This is a genomic window from Streptomyces sp. NPDC050416 (assembly GCF_044458845.1).
Taxonomy (GTDB): domain Bacteria; phylum Actinomycetota; class Actinomycetes; order Streptomycetales; family Streptomycetaceae; genus Streptomyces.
Genome location: NZ_JBITII010000003.1, coordinates 1 through 16,435, shown reverse-complemented (window position 1 = coordinate 16,435; position 16,435 = coordinate 1). Strand labels below are relative to the sequence as shown.

Here is a 16,435-nt window from a genome sequence, read left to right as displayed (position 1 = left end):
CCCAGTGCCTTAAGGGCCTGGGAGGTGCCCCCAGGGCGGCACGGGTGGGCGCAGCGGCACCCCGCACCGCCGGGCTGCGCGCACCCACCCCACCCCCGCCCCGACACACAGCACCCCACCCCCAACCCTGCAGCTCACGCCCCACTGCCAGTCCCACTGTCAGTCCCACCCCCTATCGTGCAAAACCATGACCACCCCGCGCCCGCGCCCCACAACAGAGCTCTCCGCAGACGAGGCCCGCAGACTGACCCTCCGCGCCCAGGGCTTCCTCGGCGCCCCACCCCGCCGCGCCGGCGTCCGCGGCATCCTCCGCCACCTGGGTGCGATACAGCTCGACACCATCTCGGTCCTGGCCCGCTCCCACGAACTCGTCCCGTACGCCCGCCTGGGCGCGGTAGGCCGAAAGACAGTGGAGAACGCCTACTGGACGGACACCCACGCCTTCGAGTACTGGTCCCACGCGGCCTGCATCCTCCCCATCGAGGAGTGGCCGCACTTCGCCTTCCGCCGCCGCGCCTACCGCAACCGCCCGCACTGGAACCACGAGCTCCCGGACGGCGCCTACGACGAGGTCATCAAGCAGCTCCGCGACGAAGGCCCCCTCACGGCCACGGAGTTGGGCGGCGCGAAGAAGACGAACGACTGGTGGGACTGGTCCGGCTCCAAGGTCGCCGTCGAACGCGCCCTGATGTACGGCGAGGTGGTCTGCGTCGAGCGCCGCGGCTGGAAGCGCGTGTACGACCTCGCCGAGCGCGCGATCCCGGAGGACCTGCTGCACGACGAGTTGGACGACACCGAGTGCCTGCGCCGCCTGGTCCGCCTGGCGGGCCAGGCCCTCGGCGTCGGCACCCGCGCGGACATCGCCGACTACCACCGCCTCAAGGGCGAGCAGGTCGACGCGGTGATCGCCGACTCAGGCCTCGTCCCGGTCACGGTCGAGGGCTGGGGCAAGCCGGCCTGGGCCGACCCCGCTGCCCTGGAGACACCCCCGCGTGGCCGCCACCGCACCACGCTGCTCTCGCCCTTCGACTCCCTGATCTGGGAGCGGGCGCGCACGGAGCGGATCTTCGGCTTCACCCACCGCCTGGAGGCCTACGTCCCCAAACAGAAGCGGGTGTACGGCTACTTCGCGATGCCGGTCCTGGCCGGCGGCCGGCTCGTCGGGCGCGTGGACCCGGCCCGCGAGGGCCGCACGCTGGTGGCCAAGCAGGTCACGCTCGACGGCGCGAAGGCGGTCCCGGCCGTGGCCCAGGCCCTGGCCGAGGCGGCGACCTGGGTGGACTGCACGGACGTACGCGTGGAGCTGGTCGACGCACCGGACCTGCGCGAGCCCCTCGTCAAGGAACTCGCCCGCATCCTCGCCTGAGCCCTACCGGGTCAAGAGATCACCGGATCTCGAGGATCTTCTCCCGCATCGCGTACACCACCGCTTCCATCCTGGAGTGCAGCTGCAGCTTCTCCAAGATGTTGCGCACGTGGTTCTTCACGGTGTTCTCGGAGATGAACAACTCCTTGGCGATATCGCGGTTGTTCATCCCCGTCGCGACGAGTTTGAGGACTTCCAGTTCGCGGTCCGTCAGCCGCGGCGCGGGCACCAGCCGGCGCTCGTCCGTGCGCTGGATCATCGACTTGAACTCGGTGAGCAGCTTCGACGCCATGGACGGGCTGATCTGCGACTGCCCGTCGGCCACCGCGCGAATGGCGGTGGCCACCTCGTCCGTCGAGATCTCCTTGAGGAGATAACCGGTCGCGCCCGCCTTGATGGCCTCGTAGAGATCGGCTTCCTCGTCGCTGATCGTCAGCATGATGATCTTGGCGCTGGGGGCGACCTCCTTGATGGAGGTGCAGGCCTCGATCCCGCCGCGCTTGGGCATCCGCACATCCATCAGCACGATGTCGGGCAGCAGGTCGGCGGCCTTCTCGACGGCCTCGGCGCCGTCACCCGCCTCCCCGATGACCTGGATGTCCTCCTCGGCCGCCAGCACGATCTCCAGGCCACGGCGGAACAGGGCGTGGTCGTCGACCACAAGGACTCTGATCGGTTCCTTGCGTGGAGAGTCCGTGTCCGGGCCCATGCCGCCGACGCCGTCGTCGGCATCCTCGTCACGCATCGGTCCGAAGCTGTCCGCCATCGTTCCTCCCCCTGAAGGCTGCGGCCTGTGGTCCTGAGCCATCGCCAACCCAGAGCAACGACCCACCGGTTGGGCCGTGGCCAACCATGATTTCATGCCCGGACGACACCGGGGTGACGGAGCGGGGCGCCAAGAGGTCGCACGGGGGTGCCCCTGGGGGCGCACACGCGCTCCAGGGGCACCTCTGCTCCGCTGTACCCGGAATGGTCAGCCGCCGAGCGCACCGCCTGCCTCGGGGGCGTGCGCCTGGGTGACCATCGTGTCCGTCCGGAGGTGGATCACGCCGTAGTCGTAGGCGTGCCGTCGGTAGACGACGCTCGGTTCCTTGGTCTCGGAGTCGACGAACAGATAGAAGTCGTGCCCGACCAGTTCCATCTCGTAGAGAGCCTGGTCGAGGGTCATGGGCGCTGCGACGTGGGTCTTCTCGCGGACGACGATGGGGCCGTCACCCTGCACTTCCAGCGAGCCGATCTTCTTCGTGGGGACGGCCTCTTCAGGCTCCTCCTGCGGAGTCGGCACCAGGCCGTTTCCGTTGAGCGTCGCCACGCCCGGGACGTGATCGGCGACCTCCGCGGCCGAAATCCGGCGCGCGCCACGGCGCGAGAACCGCTTGTCGTGCTGCCTGCGCAGCCGGGCTTCCAGCTTTTCCGCCGCCAGGTCGAGCGCCGCGTACGGATCGCTCGCCGCTGCCTCCGCCCGGATCACCGGACCGCGGGAGCGAAGGGTGATCTCCACTCGGTCACAGCGGTCGGCCTGCCTGGGGTTCGGCTCCTTGGACACCTCGACGTCGAGGCTGATCACCTTGCCATCGAGCTTCTGGATCTTCTCCAGCTTCAGCTTCTCGGCCACGTGCTTCCGGAACCGCTCGGGCACCTCGGTCTTGCGGCCCTTGACGACGATGTCCACGCAGAACTCCGTTCCCGGATCGCTCCGCTTCGCTGCGGAGCGTCTCCCTTTTGCACCAGGTCCCGGCGTGCCCCGGGACCTCGGACTCGGTGACTTCCACCTCCTCCCCCGCGGGCGAGATCTCCACTCCACCGTCGCGAGTGATGAAGAAAAACCCGCGACGCGGCATTCGGATTCGAGAGGTGTGGCCTGCGGCTTTCCCTCTCAACCGAACATATCTCGCCTGGACGGATGTCGTCACCCTCTACTGCGGCGTACCTCCGTTCAGGTGAATAAGGCCTCTCGCTACCTGCAACGACGCAAGATCTCAGTCAGTTCCGGTTTATTTCAAAAGAGTCCGGTGATGCCGCGACCACTGCCGCGCACACCACGTCAACGGCTCCGTCGGCGCCGCCCCCGCACGTCATTCCCTGCCGGCCGGGCCGCCGGCCCGTCCTCTCTCGCGTTGTTCCGACGTTCTGTTCCTCTCTGCTTTCCCACGTCTCTCCCCCGTACACGGCCACAGCCCCGGCAGCGTTCGAAACCGGCCCCGCCGCCCGCACGGCACGCGCGGCCTCCGCCAAGGACGCCCCCGTGGTCATCACGTCGTCGACGAGGACGACCGGCCCGCCGGAGAGCAGTCGGGTACCCCCGGGCACCACCGCCAGCGCGCCCGCGAGATTGTCCAGCCGCTGCCGGGAGTTGAGCTCCGCCTGATCGGCCACGGCCCGCCGCTGCCGCAGCACGCCGAGCACCCGGGCCGGCACCCCGCTCCGACGCAACTCCCCCGCCGCCGCCAGCGCGATCCGCCGCGCGGGATCATGCCCACGGGCCCGCACGGCCCGCCGCCCCGACGGAACGGGCACGAGCAGCACAGGAGCACCGACAGCCCGGGGCCACGCCCCTTCGGCCCCGGTCCAGGAGCCGCCCCACGCCGTCTGCAGCCCCGCCCGCACGGCCCCCGCCAAAGCCGCCCCGAGAGGACCGGCAAGCGCCAGGGCGCCCCGTTCCTTGTGGGCCAGCAGTGTCGCCCGCACCTCGTCCGCGTACCGTGCCGCCGCATGCACCAGGGGCAGCCCGGGTGGCTCCGGCTCCGGCCGCACCCGGCGTGCCGCGACTCCGTTCAGCACCGCACGGCACTCCGGACACAGCACCGTACGAGGCCTCCCGCAGCCCCCGCACTCGGCCGGCAGCACCAGGTCGGTGAGGTAGGTCCTGCCACCACCCCCGCATGGCCACCACTGTGCCGCCCCGGGGCCCGCCCTGCCACCCCTGTGGACAACGGCCTGTGGACAACTCCCCGCCCGACGAACCGCTCATCCGTGAGGCCGCCTCCCGGGAGGGCGCGGGGGCGCCACACCTCACCCCGGATAAACCGGCGCCGTCCCCTCCGTCACCTTCTCCCACTGCGCGCCCGACGGGAGCCGGACGATGCCGTCCACCGAGTACGCCACCAGCGGCAGCCGCTCGTCCTCCGCGGCGGTGACCTCCTTCACGCCGGTCAGGGCCGCGGGCGCCGGTACGTCCGGCGTCGAGCCGTCGACCTGGACGTACCGCATCTGCTCCACGCCGCCGTGTTCACGCCCGACCACCACGAGCCGGCTGTCCCCGGCCCACGACATGGCGGTGACCTCCTCCAACTCCGGTGTCGCCGAGCGCAGTTCGGCCACCCTGACGGCAGGCCGCTCGCCCGGCTTCCCCTCCCGCTCGATCAGCCCGATGAGCAGGGTCTTCTTGCCGCCCTTCTCCACGACGAGCGCGATCCGCACCCCGTCGGCGGCCACCCGCACGGCCTGGACCCGCCCGTCCACGTGCGGCATGCGCACCTCCAGCGGATCACCCTTGCCCTCCTCCAGCAGGAGCAGCCGGGGATTGTCCGGGTCGCGGTCGGCCACCCACAGGCCGTCGTGCGCGTCCCAGCTGGGGGTCGTCAGCCGGTCGGCCTCGGACCGGCCATGGCTGCGCAGTACCGGCTCGCCCAGTGAACCGCCCGAGACCAGCGATCCCACGTACAGCGACTTGCCGTCGAGGCTGACGCCGGCCGCGGTGTGCTCGTCGCGTGAGACGGCCACCGACCGCAGTGCCGTGTCGCCCTCGCCCAGCGCCCCCGGAGCGGGGTCCGACTCGGGGTCGCTGCTGCCCGCCGGGATCCGTACCAGCCGGTCCTTGCCGTCGACGAAGTACAGATAATCGGGGCGGCGCGCCGAGCTCCGGAAGGCGGCGGAATCGGCCGCGCCCTGCGTGAGCGAGCACAGCTCCTCCCCGTCGGCCCGCAGCTCGATCTCCTCCACCGCGGGGCTGAGGCTCTGCAGGGCGAAAAGCAGCTGCGCCGCCATCTCCTGGCACCGGTTGGTGCCGATGCCCGCGGCCTTGTCATTGAGCGGGACGGTCAGCTTGTTCCGGTCGTCGGGCGCCAGCGCACCGGTCTTCTTCGCCAGCGCCGTGCCGGTGGGGAAGCTCGACCTGACGACGGGCCCGAGCCACCGCGTGGGCCCGCTCAGGACGGAGCGCACCACCTGTGTCATGGGCTCCACCCGCCGGCGGACGTACACGGGGTCGGCGACCGCGGTGGGCTGGGTGTCCGCCCCGGCCACCGTGGTGTTCGAGGCGAAGTAGTACTTGTTGACGGACATGTAGTTGCGCTGGAAGTCCGACTCACCCATGACGACGCCCTGCGGCAGTGCGTCGATCCGCCACTGCCGGCTCTTTTCGTCCTGCGTCAGGTGCACGGTGCGGCCGTACGCCCCGGTGGCCGGCGCGTACGCCTGCTGCGCGTCCACGCTGGCCACCTTGGTGCCTGTGAGCGTGTACGAGATCTCGCCGGTGTCCTCCCCGCCGCCCCCCGCCTCGGGCTTGGCACCCGGCCCCTCCGCCAGCACGGTGGTGGAGATCTCCGGCTGCCACGTCTTGGCGGCCTCGCCGGTCAGGTACTGCCGCGCGGTCTTGTAGTGCGGATCGTCGCTGGTGAGCGCCTCGAGGAAGCCCTGCACGATCTCCGAGGGCGGCGCGTCCTCCCCGGGCGGCACGGCGAACACCCGTACCTGGGTGTCCTGGCGCGGCGTGGACTCCACATCCCGCAGATCCCCGCTGTCCGGCATCGAGGCACACCCCGCCATCAGCAGGACGCCACCGGCGGCGTACGCCATCACACGCGCGGGCGTACGCCGACCGCGCCCCCCACGGTCAGCGCCCACGAGATGCCTCCCCATGCCTGTCCGCGCTCTCCGTCCCGGCTTCCCTGCCCGAGCCCGCGGATCCGTCGTCCCTGTCCGCGTCCCGCGGCCCGCTCACGTCCCGGCCCCGAGAGGCCCCGGCAGCAGACCCGGCAGACCCACTCGTCTTGCCGTCGCCGGCCGCACTCGCCGGACCACCGCCGGCCGCACTCGCCGAACCACTCACCACACCCTTGCCGGCCGCACTCGCGGTGCCCGAGGCGGGCCGGGGCACCACGCGCGCGCCGTTGCCGGGCAGCGCCGTCGGATCGGCCGTGGGGGCCGCTGAGGCCGCCCGCGGCGGTATCGGATCCCGCGCCTGCCCCGACGACACCGGCCCGCTCGCCGACTGCGCAGGCACGGTCGCCCGCTTCTCGCCGTCCCCGCCGCCGCACGGCAGCCCGGCGTCGTCGAGCCCCCGGTTCCGCCGTGAATCCTTGGGCTCCAGCGGTATCGGCGAGCCCCTGAGCGGCTCGTCCGCGGTCCTGGGCAGCGTCAGCCGGAACTGCGAGCCGCCGCCCGGCTCGCCCCACGCCTGAAGCCAGCCGCCGTGCAGCCGCGCGTCCTCCAAGGCGATGGACAGCCCCAGACCCGTGCCACCCGTCGTACGCGCGCGTGCCGGGTCGGCCCGCCAGAAGCGGCTGAACACCCGGGTCGCCTCGCCCGGCTTGAGCCCGACCCCGTAGTCCCGCACCGCGACTGCGACCGCACCGCCGGCCGCGGCGAGCTTGACGACCACGTCCCTGCCCTCACCGTGCTCGACGGCGTTCACGACCAGGTTGCGCAGCACGCGCTCCACGCGCCGGGCGTCGGCCTCGGCGACGACGGGCTGCTGGTCGCCCAGGATCCGGATCCGCGTGCCCTTGCGCTCCGCGAGCGGCTCGGCCCCGCTGACCACCCGCCGTACGACCTCCCTGAGGTCTATCGGCTCCGCCTCCAGCGCCGCGGCACCCGCGTCGAACCGGCTGATCTCCAGCAGATCCGCGAGCAGCGACTCGAACCGGTCCAGCTGGTCGGCGAGCAGCTCCGCGGACCGCGCGGTCACCGGGTCGAAGTCCTCACGCGCCTCGTGGATGACGTCCGCGGCCATCCGTACGGTCGTCAGCGGCGTGCGCAGCTCGTGCGACACGTCCGACACGAACCGGCGCTGCATCCGCGACAGGTCCTCCAGCTGGCTGATCTTCAGCTGGAGGTTCTGGGCCATCTTGTTGAAGGCCTCGCCGAGCCGTGCGATGTCGTCCTCGCCGGTGACCTTCATACGTTCCTGAAGCCGCCCGGCGGACAGCCGCTCGGCGATCCCCGCCGCCATCCGCACCGGCGTGACGACCTGCCGCACCACCAGCCAGGCGATGGCCCCCAGCAGGACGACGACGAACAGCCCGGCCGTCGCGAGGGTCCCCTTGACCAGGCTCAGCGACTTCTCCTCCTGGGTGAGCGGGAAGAGGTAGTAGAGCTGGTACGGGTCCCCGTTGGGGTCGTTGACCTGCTTGCCGACGACCAGGCCCGGCTGGGATTTCTTGGTCGCGTTGTTGTAGGTGATGCGGGTGTAGCTCTGCGCGGCCGTCGTGCTGCTGCCGATCCGCTCGCGCAGCTCGGGGGGCACGCTCCTGCTCCAGTCCACCTCGCCGGAGGCACGCTGCCCACGGCCGCCCGCGCCGTCCTCGTCGGAAGCCGGGAGCGTCACCACGTCGAAGGCGCCCTGGCCGCCACTGGACAGCGAGGAGACGAGGTCGCTCATCCACTCGGAGACGTTCTGCGCGGGACGCCCGTCCGCCGTGGCGACGTCGTCACCGGTGCCGCTCGCCGCCTCGTCGGCCCGCTGCTTGGCCACCGCGAACCCGCCCGTGGCCTGGCTCTGGGACGCCTTCACCTTGGCGTCCAGCAGGCCGTTGCGCACCTGCCCGATGACGACGAAGCCCAGCAGCAGGACCACGCCCAACGACATCAGCAACGTCGTGACGACGACCTTGAGCTGGATGTTGCGCCGCCACAGCCGCATGACCGGCAGCAGCGGCCGGCGCACCCACCGCATGAACAGCCGGATGACCGGACTGCCCTGGACCCCGCCCTGGAGCAGCAGCCCGCTCTCCAGGAACCGTCCCCAGCGGGAGCCCGCCTTCTTCCGCCCGACAGACCGCCCCGGGCGGGCCCCGGACCGGCCGGGCGCCGAAGCGGCACTGTCGCCGGTCATGTCAGCTCGGTCCTGCCTTGTACCCGACACCACGGACGGTCACCACGATCTCCGGCTTCTCCGGGTCCTTCTCGACCTTGGAGCGCAGCCGCTGCACATGCACGTTGACCAGACGCGTGTCCGCCGCGTGCCGGTAGCCCCACACCTGCTCCAGCAGCACCTCACGCGTGAACACCTGCCACGGCTTGCGCGCGAGCGCGACCAGCAGGTCGAACTCCAGCGGCGTCAGCGCGATCGACTGCCCGTCCCGCTTCACGGAGTGCCCGGCCACGTCGATGACCAGGTCACCGATGGCGAGCTGCTCCGGAGCGGGCTCCTCCGACCTCCTGAGCCGCGCCCGGATCCGGGCCACCAGCTCCTTCGGCTTGAACGGCTTCACGATGTAGTCGTCGGCACCCGACTCCAGGCCCACGACGACATCGACCGTGTCGCTCTTCGCCGTGAGCATCACGATCGGCACACCGGACTCCGCCCTGATCAGGCGGCACACCTCGATGCCGTCCCGGCCGGGCAGCATCAGATCGAGCAGCACCAGATCGGGCTTGGACTCGCGGAAGGCGGCAAGCGCCTTGTCACCGTCGGCCACGAAAGACGGCTCAAAACCCTCACCACGCAGCACGATGCCGAGCATCTCGGCAAGTGCGGTGTCGTCGTCGACGACAAGGACTCGTCCCTTCATAAACGACATCATCCCATTCTCATAACAGCGGCGAAGGCAGTGGTGAGGTAGGTCACCGGCCAGTGACCATAGTCGCAGCAAGCGCTACTGTCTGCCCTCGCCCGCCCCCCTTGGTGATCTCGAAGACGCACAGCGGCAGGCCCTCGCCCCGCGAAGCGACGAGGTTGCCGGAACCCGCGCCCCCTGCGCACGCGCCCCGGCAGCCACCCGGATCAGCCCGCCGCCACCCGGCGCGACCGGGCACACACCTCGGCGAGCGCCTCGGCCGTGACCGGCGAAACAGCACCCTCCTCCGTGACGATCGCCGTCACCAGCTCGGGGGGCGTCACGTCGAACGCCGGGTTGTACGCCTGCGTCCCCAGCGGCGCCACCGGAATGCCACCGCCCGCCTCCACCCCCATCACCGGTACCTGCGGCGCCACGAACTCGGTCACCTCATGACCGGCCCGCTGCTCGACCTCGATGGACGCCCCGTCCGGGGTGTCCAGATCCACCGTCGTCACCGGCGCCACCACGATGAACGGCACATGGTGATACCGCGCCAGCACCGCCAGGGGATAGCTCCCGACCTTGTTCGCCACCGAACCGTCCGCCGTGATGCGGTCCGCCCCGATCAGCACCGCGTCCACCTCCCCGGCGGCGAACAGCGACCCGGCCGCGTTGTCGGTGAGCAGCGTGTACGCCATCCCGCTGCGCGCCGCCTCGTACGCCGTCAGCCGGGCGCCCTGCAACAACGGACGCGTCTCATCCACCCACAGACGCCGGAGCCGGCCCGCCCGGTGCGCCGCCAGCGCCACCGCGAACGCTGTGCCCTCGCCGCCCGACACCAGCGAACCGGTGTTGCAGTGCGTCAGGACCCGGTGCCCGCCGCCGGGCAGCAGCTCGTCCAGCAGGGCCAGCCCGTGCTCGGCCATCCGCGCACTGGCCTCGGCGTCCTCCCGGTGCAGCTGCCGCGCCGCCGCCAGCGCCGCCGCGGCCGCCTGCCTGATGTCACCGCCCTTGGCGAGCGCGGCCTCGTGGGCCGCCTGCGCCCGGCGCACACCCACAGCCAGGTTCACCGCGGTCGGCCGGGCACTCGCCAGCGCGGCGGCGGCCTCGTCCACGTCGAAGCCCCGCACGGCCGCGAGCGCGACGCCGTACGCCCCCGCGATGCCCAGCAGGGGCGCCCCGCGCACGGCGAGCGAGCGGATCGCCTCCACCAGCGCGGGCGCGTCCGTACAGACCAGTTCGACCTCCTCGGCCGGCAGCCTCGTCTGGTCGAGAAGGACCAGGACGGGTCCTTCCGGTGGCTCGTCCCAACGGATCGCCGGGGTCTCGGTCGGCCGCTTGTCGTCGCCGCTGTACGCGTACTGATCAGCCATGCCGTCAGTCTGCCCCCTGAGGCACGGACAATTGAAGGTACGCAGCCCATACCGCTGCCGGTCACTCCAAGACCACCCCATGGCACGATGGCTGCCAACCTGCCGCCGCGACCGCGGACGGGCACCGTGAAGGAGCGACGATGAACGACACTCCGGGCTGGGCCTCGCCCGGATCCGCCCCGTCCGACGGGCAGAAGCCGGACGCGTCCGGCCCTCCCGAGCCCGCCGACCGCCCGGGCCCTGCCGAGTCCACCGACCGCCCCGGCCCCGCACAGCCCGCGGACCACCCGGGCCAGCCGGCCCAGGCCCCTCAGGGCCCCGGCCCGCAGTGGTCCAAGGACCAGCCGCCACCCGCCCAGTGGTCCGCCCCCAGCGGCTCCGGAGGCCCGGCCGTCCCCGGCCAGGCGCCCCCGCCCCCGCCGCCCGGCCCCGGCTGGGGCACCCAGCCCCCCGGCGGCTACGGTCCCGGCGGTCCAGGAGCCCCCGGCGGATACCCAGGCCCTGGCGGCCCTGGCGGCTGGGGCAACGCCTGGGGCGGCCCCCCGCCCGCTGCCAAGCCCGGCGTGATCCCGCTCCGCCCCCTCGGCGTGGGCGAGATCCTCGACGGCGCCGTCTCCACCATGCGCACCTACTGGCGCACGGTCCTCGGCATCTCCCTGACCGTCGCGGTCATCACCGAGATCATCGTCGTGCTGTTCCAGGGCCTCGTCCTGGACGACTCAAGCACCGACGCCCTCAACGACCCCAGCGCCACCCTCGGCGAACTGAGCCGCGCCATGGGCGACGCCATGCTCAACTCCACCGTCGTCTTCGTCATCTCCCTGGTCGGCACGGTCATCGCGACCGCACTGCTCACCACCGTCACCAGCCGCGCCGTGCTCGGCAAGTCGGTGACCATCGGCGAGGCCTGGCGGGACGCCCGCCCCCAGGTCGTCAAACTCTTCGGCCTTATCTGCCTGCTGCTGCTGATCACCGCGGGCATCGTCACCGTCGGCACCCTGCCCGGCATTCTCATCGCCGCTGCCGGCAGCACCGGGGCGGGCGTCGCCCTGACCATCCTGGGCGTCATCGGCGCCGGCATCGTCGCCCTCTGGCTGATGATCCGCTTCTCCCTGGCATCGCCCGCCCTGATGCTGGAGAAGCAGGGCATCAAGAAGGCCATCAGCCGCTCCACGAAGCTGGTCCGGGGAGCCTGGTGGCGGATCTTCGGCATCCAGCTGCTCGCCACGATCATCGCGAACGTCGTCGCCTCGATCATCGTCATCCCGTTCACCTTCCTCGCCGCGGCCCTCAGCGGTGACGGCGTCACCGGCTGGCTCAACAGCGGCGGCTCCGGCCTCGGCTGGACCTTCCTCATCGTCAGCGGCATCGGCGCGGTGATCGGCTCCATGATCACGTTCCCGATCACGGCCGGCGTCACCGTGCTCCTGTACATCGACCAGCGCATCCGTCGCGAGGCCCTCGACCTCGAACTGGCCCGCGCCGCCGGTGTCCAGGGCTACGGCTCCACCGCACCCGGCGCCGTCCCGGGGAGCTGATGCCGTGAGCTGGGCGGGGGACGTTCTCACATCGGCGCTGCCAGGCGCCGCCATACGCACACTGCTGCGCGCCGACGGCACGTCCGTGCTGTCGTCGGCACGCTCCGCCGACGAACCGCCCGTCACCATCCCGCGCGACCCCGCGCGCGAGGCGGCCCGGCGCGAGCTGTCGAAGCGGATGTACCACGAGGACGACCCCAGCCTGCTCCAGCGCGCCCTCGACGCCTTCTGGGAATGGCTCAACAAACTGTTCAACGCCGCCTCGACCGCCACGCCCGGCGGCACACTCGGCCTGGTCGTCGTCATCCTGGCCGTCGTCGCGGTCCTGGCCGCCCTGTGGTGGCGCCTGGGCACCCCGCGCCGCCATCCCACCTCGTCCGCCACCCTGTTCGACGACCGCCCCCGCAGCGCCGCCGACCATCGCGCAGCCGCCGAGGCACACGCCGCCCAGGGCCACTGGAACCAGGCCGTCCAGGAACGCATGCGCGCCCTCGTCCGCGCCCTGGAGGAACGCGCCCTCCTGGACGACCGCCCCGGCCGCACCGCCGACGAAGCCGCCGCCGAAGCCGGCCGGGCCCTGCCCGCCCACACCGACCGACTGCGCGCCGCCGCCCGCGACTTCGACGACGTGACATACGGCGGCCGGTCGGCGACCGAGCAGGCGTACCACCGCATCGCAGAACTCGACCGCGACCTGGAACGCACCAAGCCCCAACTCGCCACGAGCAGCGCCCACAGCACGGCCCCCCACACCCGCCAGGGAGCCGCCGAATGACCACCGAGGCCACCCTCCCGTCCACCTCGGCCTCGCCCACCGCCCGCCAGGCCTGGACCCGCGCGCGCGGCATCGCGCTCGCCCTCGTACTGCTCCTGGTGGGGGCCATCGCCATCGCCGTACTCCGCTCCGACGCCCGGCACGGCGAACTCGACCCACGCTCCGCCGACCCCAACGGCAGCCGCGCCGTCGCCGAACTCCTCGCCGACCGGGGCGTGGACACACGCGTGGTCACCACCCTCGACGAGGCATCCGCCGCAGCCGGCCCGGACACGACCCTCCTGGTCGCCGTCCCCGACCTGCTGACCCGCAATCAGCAGTCCCGCCTGCACCACGCGTTCGCCGACTCCCGCGGCCGCACCGTCCTGGTCGCCCCCGGCAGCGCGTCCGTCGAACGACTCGCCCCCGGCGTCACCGCCGACCCCGCCACCAGCCTCGACTCGACGCTCTCCCCCGACTGCGACCTGCCCGCCGCCCGGCGCGCCGGCACCGCCGACACGGGCGGCGTCCGCTACACCACCACCCACCTCGACGCCGACAAGTGCTACACCAGCGAGCGCCTGGCCACCCTGCTGCGCATCCCGGCCCCGACCGGAGACGGCGACACCGTCGTCCTCGGCGCGCCCGACATCCTCCTCAACGACCGCCTCGACAAGCAGGGCAACGCCTCGCTCGCCCTCCAGCTCCTCGGCTCCCGCCTCCATTTGGTCTGGTACCTCCCCTCGCTCTCCGACACGTCGGCCACCGGCACCGACGACGACCGCAGCTTCTTCGACCTGCTCCCCTCGGGCTGGCTCTGGGGCACCCTGCAACTCTTCATCGCCGCAGCCCTGGCCGCCCTGTGGCGGGCACGCCGGCTCGGCCCCCTCGTGCCCGAAAAACTCCCCGTCGCGATCCGCGCCTCCGAAACCGCCGAAGGCCGAGCCCGCCTCTACCGCAAGGCCGACGCCCGCGACCGCGCGGCCAACGCTCTTCGCTCCACGACCCGCACCCGCCTCGCCCCCCTCACAGGCGTCCCCGTCACCCAGGCGCACACGCCCGAGGCCCTGCTCCCCGCCCTGTCCGCCCACCTCCACGGTGACGGACAGGACCTGCGCACCCTCCTCTTCGGACCACCGCCCAGCGACGACGCAGCACTCATCGCACTCGCCGACCAACTCGACGCCCTCGAAAGAGAGGTACGCCGTCCATGATGGACCCGACCACTGACAACGCCGGGCAGACCGGGGACCCGGGCGCCGCCCGAGCCGCCCTGGAGGCCCTGCGCGCCGAGATCGCCAAGGCCGTGGTCGGCCAGGACCCCGCCGTGACCGGCCTCGTCGTCGCCCTGCTCTGCCGCGGCCACGTCCTCCTCGAAGGCGTCCCCGGCGTCGCCAAGACCCTCCTGGTCCGCGCCCTCGCCTCCGCCCTCGAACTCGACACCAAACGCGTCCAGTTCACCCCCGACCTGATGCCCAGCGACGTCACCGGATCCCTGGTCTACGACACCCGCAGCGCCGAGTTCTCCTTCCAGCCCGGCCCGGTCTTCACCAACCTCCTCCTCGCCGACGAGATCAACCGCACGCCGCCCAAGACCCAGTCGTCCCTCCTGGAAGCCATGGAGGAACGCCAGGTCACGGTCGACGGCACCCCCCGCCCCCTCCCCGACCCGTTCCTGGTCGCCGCGACCCAGAACCCGGTGGAGTACGAGGGCACCTACCCCCTCCCCGAAGCCCAGCTGGACCGCTTCCTCCTCAAACTCACCATCCCCCTCCCCTCCCGCCAGGACGAGATCGACGTCCTCACCCGCCACGCCGAGGGCTTCAACCCACGCGACCTGCACGCCGCCGGCGTACGCCCCGTGGCGGGCCCGGCCGACCTGGAGGCAGCACGCGCCGCCGTCGCCAAGACGACGATCTCCCCGGAGATCACCGCCTACGTCGTCGACATCTGCCGCGCCACCCGCGAGTCGCCGTCCCTCACGCTCGGCGTCTCCCCCCGAGGCGCCACGGCCCTCCTGGCCACCGCCCGCGCCTGGGCCTGGCTGACCGGCCGCGACTACGTCATCCCCGACGATGTGAAGGCCCTCGCCCTCCCCACCCTCCGCCACCGCGTACAACTCCGCCCGGAGGCCGAAATGGAAGGCGTGACGGCCGACTCCGTCATCAACGCGATCCTCGCCCACGTCCCCGTCCCCCGCTGATGGCACTCACCGGACGCGCCGCCCTCCTGGCAGCCCTGGGCTCCCTCCCCGTAGGCATCTGGGAACCCAGCTTGACGGGCATCCTGGCGGTCAACGCACCCCTGGCCGTGGCCTGCGCCTGCGACTTCGCCCTCGCCGCCCCCGTACGACGCCTGGGCCTCACCCGCTCCGGCGACACCTCCGTACGCCTCGGCGACACCGCGGACGTGACGCTGACCATCACCAACCCGACCCGCCGCCCCCTCCGTGCCCGCCTCCGCGACGCCTGGCCCCCGAGCACCTGGCAGCCGGGCACGGAAACGACGGCCTCCCGCCACCGCCTCACGGTCCCTCCGGGCGAACGCCGGCGCGTGACGACTCGACTGCGCCCTACCCGCCGGGGCGACCGCCAGGCCGACCGCGTCACCATCCGCTCGTACGGTCCCCTCGGCCTCTTCTCCCGCCAGGGCACCCACAAGGCCCCCTGGACGGTACGCGTCCTGCCGCCGTTCACCAGCCGCAAGCACCTGCCCTCCAAACTGGCCCGCCTCCGCGAACTCGACGGCCGCACCAGCCTGCTCACCCGCGGCGAGGGCACCGAATTCGACAGCCTGCGCGAGTACGTCCCCGGCGACGACACCCGCTCCATCGACTGGCGCGCCACAGCCCGCCAGTCCGCGGTCGCCGTACGCACCTGGCGCCCGGAACGCGACCGCCACATCCTCCTGGTCCTCGACACCGGCCGCACCTCGGCAGGCCGCGTGGGCGACGCACCCCGCCTCGACGCCTCCATGGACGCGGCCCTCCTGCTCGCGGCCCTCGCCTCACGCGCCGGCGACCGCGTCGACCTCCTCGCCTACGACCGCAAGGTCCGGGCCCTCGTCCAGGGCCGCACGGCAGGCGATGTCCTTCCGTCCCTGGTCAACGCGATGGCCACGCTCGAACCCGAGCTCGTCGAAACGAACGCCCGAGGCCTCACGGCCACAGCCCTGCGCACGTGCCCCCGCCGCTCTCTGATCGTGCTCCTCACGACCCTGGACGCGGCCCCCATCGAAGAAGGCCTCCTCCCGGTCCTCTCCCAGCTCACCCAGCGCCACACGGTCCTGCTGGCATCCGCAGCGGACCCGCACATCAGCGAAATGGCGAAGGCCCGCGGAAACGTCGACACCGTCTACGAGGCAGCCGCAGCCGCCCAGGCCCAATCCGAACGTCACCGCACGGCAGAACAGCTCCGCCGCCACGGCGTGACGGTCGTGGACGCGACACCGGACGACTTGGCGCCGGCATTGGCGGACGCGTATTTGGCATTGAAGGCGGCTGGACGCCTATGACGTTTAGGGCCCCACGGAACAGGGCCTCTAAACGCAGAAAGCCCCCGCATCCGAAGATGCGGGGGCTTTCCCAAGAATTGTTCGGCGGCGTCCTACTCTCCCACAGGGTCCCCCCTGCAGTACCATCGGCGCTGTAAGGCTTAGCTTCCGGGTTCGGAATGTAACCGGGC

At 72.1% G+C, this 16,435-nt stretch carries 12 protein-coding genes, 1 rRNA gene and 1 pseudogene; 6 read left to right on the top strand and 8 right to left on the bottom strand.

Annotated elements, in window-relative coordinates; genetic code table 11:
* Positions 1-187 precede the first annotated feature (187 nt).
* Positions 188-1,366: a winged helix-turn-helix domain-containing protein gene (locus tag ACIBL4_RS09705; RefSeq protein ID WP_399408176.1), complete on the top strand. Its 1,179-nt coding sequence runs from the start codon at positions 188-190 to the stop codon at positions 1,364-1,366.
* Positions 1,367-1,385: 19 nt separating this feature from the next.
* Here the strand turns inward: ACIBL4_RS09705 and ACIBL4_RS09700 are convergent, their stop codons facing one another.
* From ACIBL4_RS09700 to mtnA, 7 genes and pseudogenes are all read right to left on the bottom strand, one after another.
* Entirely contained in the window at positions 1,386-2,132 is a 747-nt protein-coding gene (locus ACIBL4_RS09700; protein ID WP_399408174.1) for a response regulator, read from the bottom strand.
* Between the two features lie 207 nt (positions 2,133-2,339).
* Complete coding sequence (hpf, locus tag ACIBL4_RS09695; protein ID WP_356926910.1) at positions 2,340-3,038, bottom strand: ribosome hibernation-promoting factor, HPF/YfiA family; 699 nt, start codon at positions 3,036-3,038, stop codon at positions 2,340-2,342.
* A 311-nt stretch (positions 3,039-3,349) separates the two neighbouring features.
* Positions 3,350-4,250 (bottom strand): annotated as a pseudogene (locus ACIBL4_RS09690) (ComF family protein).
* Positions 4,251-4,378: 128 nt separating this feature from the next.
* Positions 4,379-6,211: an LpqB family beta-propeller domain-containing protein gene (locus ACIBL4_RS09685; protein ID WP_399408172.1), complete on the bottom strand. Its 1,833-nt coding sequence runs from the start codon at positions 6,209-6,211 to the stop codon at positions 4,379-4,381.
* Positions 6,201-8,420 (bottom strand): MtrAB system histidine kinase MtrB, encoded by a 2,220-nt coding sequence (gene mtrB, locus ACIBL4_RS09680; protein ID WP_399408170.1) that lies wholly within the window; start codon positions 8,418-8,420, stop codon positions 6,201-6,203. The genes ACIBL4_RS09685 and mtrB overlap by 11 nt, the downstream gene beginning before the upstream one ends.
* A 1-nt stretch (position 8,421) precedes the next feature.
* Complete coding sequence (mtrA, locus tag ACIBL4_RS09675) at positions 8,422-9,111, bottom strand: two-component system response regulator MtrA (protein WP_003990656.1); 690 nt, start codon at positions 9,109-9,111, stop codon at positions 8,422-8,424.
* A 200-nt stretch (positions 9,112-9,311) separates the two neighbouring features.
* The gene (gene mtnA, locus ACIBL4_RS09670) at positions 9,312-10,460 is read right to left on the bottom strand and encodes an S-methyl-5-thioribose-1-phosphate isomerase (protein ID WP_399408167.1); all 1,149 of its coding nucleotides are present in this window, start codon (positions 10,458-10,460) and stop codon (positions 9,312-9,314) included.
* 140 nt (positions 10,461-10,600) lie between these two features.
* Between mtnA and ACIBL4_RS09665 the strand changes: the two genes are divergently transcribed.
* From ACIBL4_RS09665 to ACIBL4_RS09645, 5 genes are read left to right on the top strand one after another with little or no spacing between them, the layout of a single operon-like run.
* On the top strand, positions 10,601-11,998 hold the full coding sequence (locus ACIBL4_RS09665; protein WP_399408165.1) for a glycerophosphoryl diester phosphodiesterase membrane domain-containing protein: 1,398 nt from the start codon (positions 10,601-10,603) through the stop codon (positions 11,996-11,998).
* 4 nt (positions 11,999-12,002) lie between these two features.
* Positions 12,003-12,773 (top strand): DUF4129 domain-containing protein, encoded by a 771-nt coding sequence (locus ACIBL4_RS09660; protein WP_399408163.1) that lies wholly within the window; start codon positions 12,003-12,005, stop codon positions 12,771-12,773.
* Positions 12,770-13,966 (top strand): DUF4350 domain-containing protein, encoded by a 1,197-nt coding sequence (locus tag ACIBL4_RS09655; RefSeq protein ID WP_399408161.1) that lies wholly within the window; start codon positions 12,770-12,772, stop codon positions 13,964-13,966. Before ACIBL4_RS09660 ends, ACIBL4_RS09655 begins: the two co-directional genes overlap by 4 nt.
* Positions 13,966-14,955 carry an AAA family ATPase gene (locus ACIBL4_RS09650; RefSeq protein WP_399408159.1) on the top strand — a complete coding sequence of 330 codons (990 nt, stop codon included), beginning with the start codon at positions 13,966-13,968 and terminating at the stop codon, positions 14,953-14,955. Before ACIBL4_RS09655 ends, ACIBL4_RS09650 begins: the two co-directional genes overlap by 1 nt.
* A complete protein-coding gene (locus tag ACIBL4_RS09645) occupies positions 14,955-16,265 on the top strand; it encodes a DUF58 domain-containing protein (protein ID WP_399408157.1) in 1,311 nt (436 codons plus the stop codon). Before ACIBL4_RS09650 ends, ACIBL4_RS09645 begins: the two co-directional genes overlap by 1 nt.
* A 79-nt stretch (positions 16,266-16,344) precedes the next feature.
* On the opposite strand, the gene rrf is transcribed toward ACIBL4_RS09645, so the two are convergent.
* Positions 16,345-16,435 (bottom strand): 5S ribosomal RNA (gene rrf, locus ACIBL4_RS09640); the annotation flags it as partial.

What these genes read in the sequence shown, in the direction of transcription:
- ACIBL4_RS09705 (WP_399408176.1), top strand. Translation starts at nt 188, where the DNA reads ATGACCACCCCGCGCCCGCGCCCCACAACAGAGCTCTCCGCAGACGAG.
- ACIBL4_RS09700 (WP_399408174.1), bottom strand. Translation starts at nt 2,132, where the DNA reads ATGGCGGACAGCTTCGGACCGATGCGTGACGAGGATGCCGACGACGGC.
- mtrB (WP_399408170.1), bottom strand. Translation starts at nt 8,420, where the DNA reads ATGACCGGCGACAGTGCCGCTTCGGCGCCCGGCCGGTCCGGGGCCCGC.
- mtrA (WP_003990656.1), bottom strand. Translation starts at nt 9,111, where the DNA reads ATGATGTCGTTTATGAAGGGACGAGTCCTTGTCGTCGACGACGACACC.
- mtnA (WP_399408167.1), bottom strand. Translation starts at nt 10,460, where the DNA reads ATGGCTGATCAGTACGCGTACAGCGGCGACGACAAGCGGCCGACCGAG.
- ACIBL4_RS09665 (WP_399408165.1), top strand. Translation starts at nt 10,601, where the DNA reads ATGAACGACACTCCGGGCTGGGCCTCGCCCGGATCCGCCCCGTCCGAC.
- ACIBL4_RS09655 (WP_399408161.1), top strand. Translation starts at nt 12,770, where the DNA reads ATGACCACCGAGGCCACCCTCCCGTCCACCTCGGCCTCGCCCACCGCC.
- ACIBL4_RS09650 (WP_399408159.1), top strand. Translation starts at nt 13,966, where the DNA reads ATGGACCCGACCACTGACAACGCCGGGCAGACCGGGGACCCGGGCGCC.
- ACIBL4_RS09645 (WP_399408157.1), top strand. Translation starts at nt 14,955, where the DNA reads ATGGCACTCACCGGACGCGCCGCCCTCCTGGCAGCCCTGGGCTCCCTC.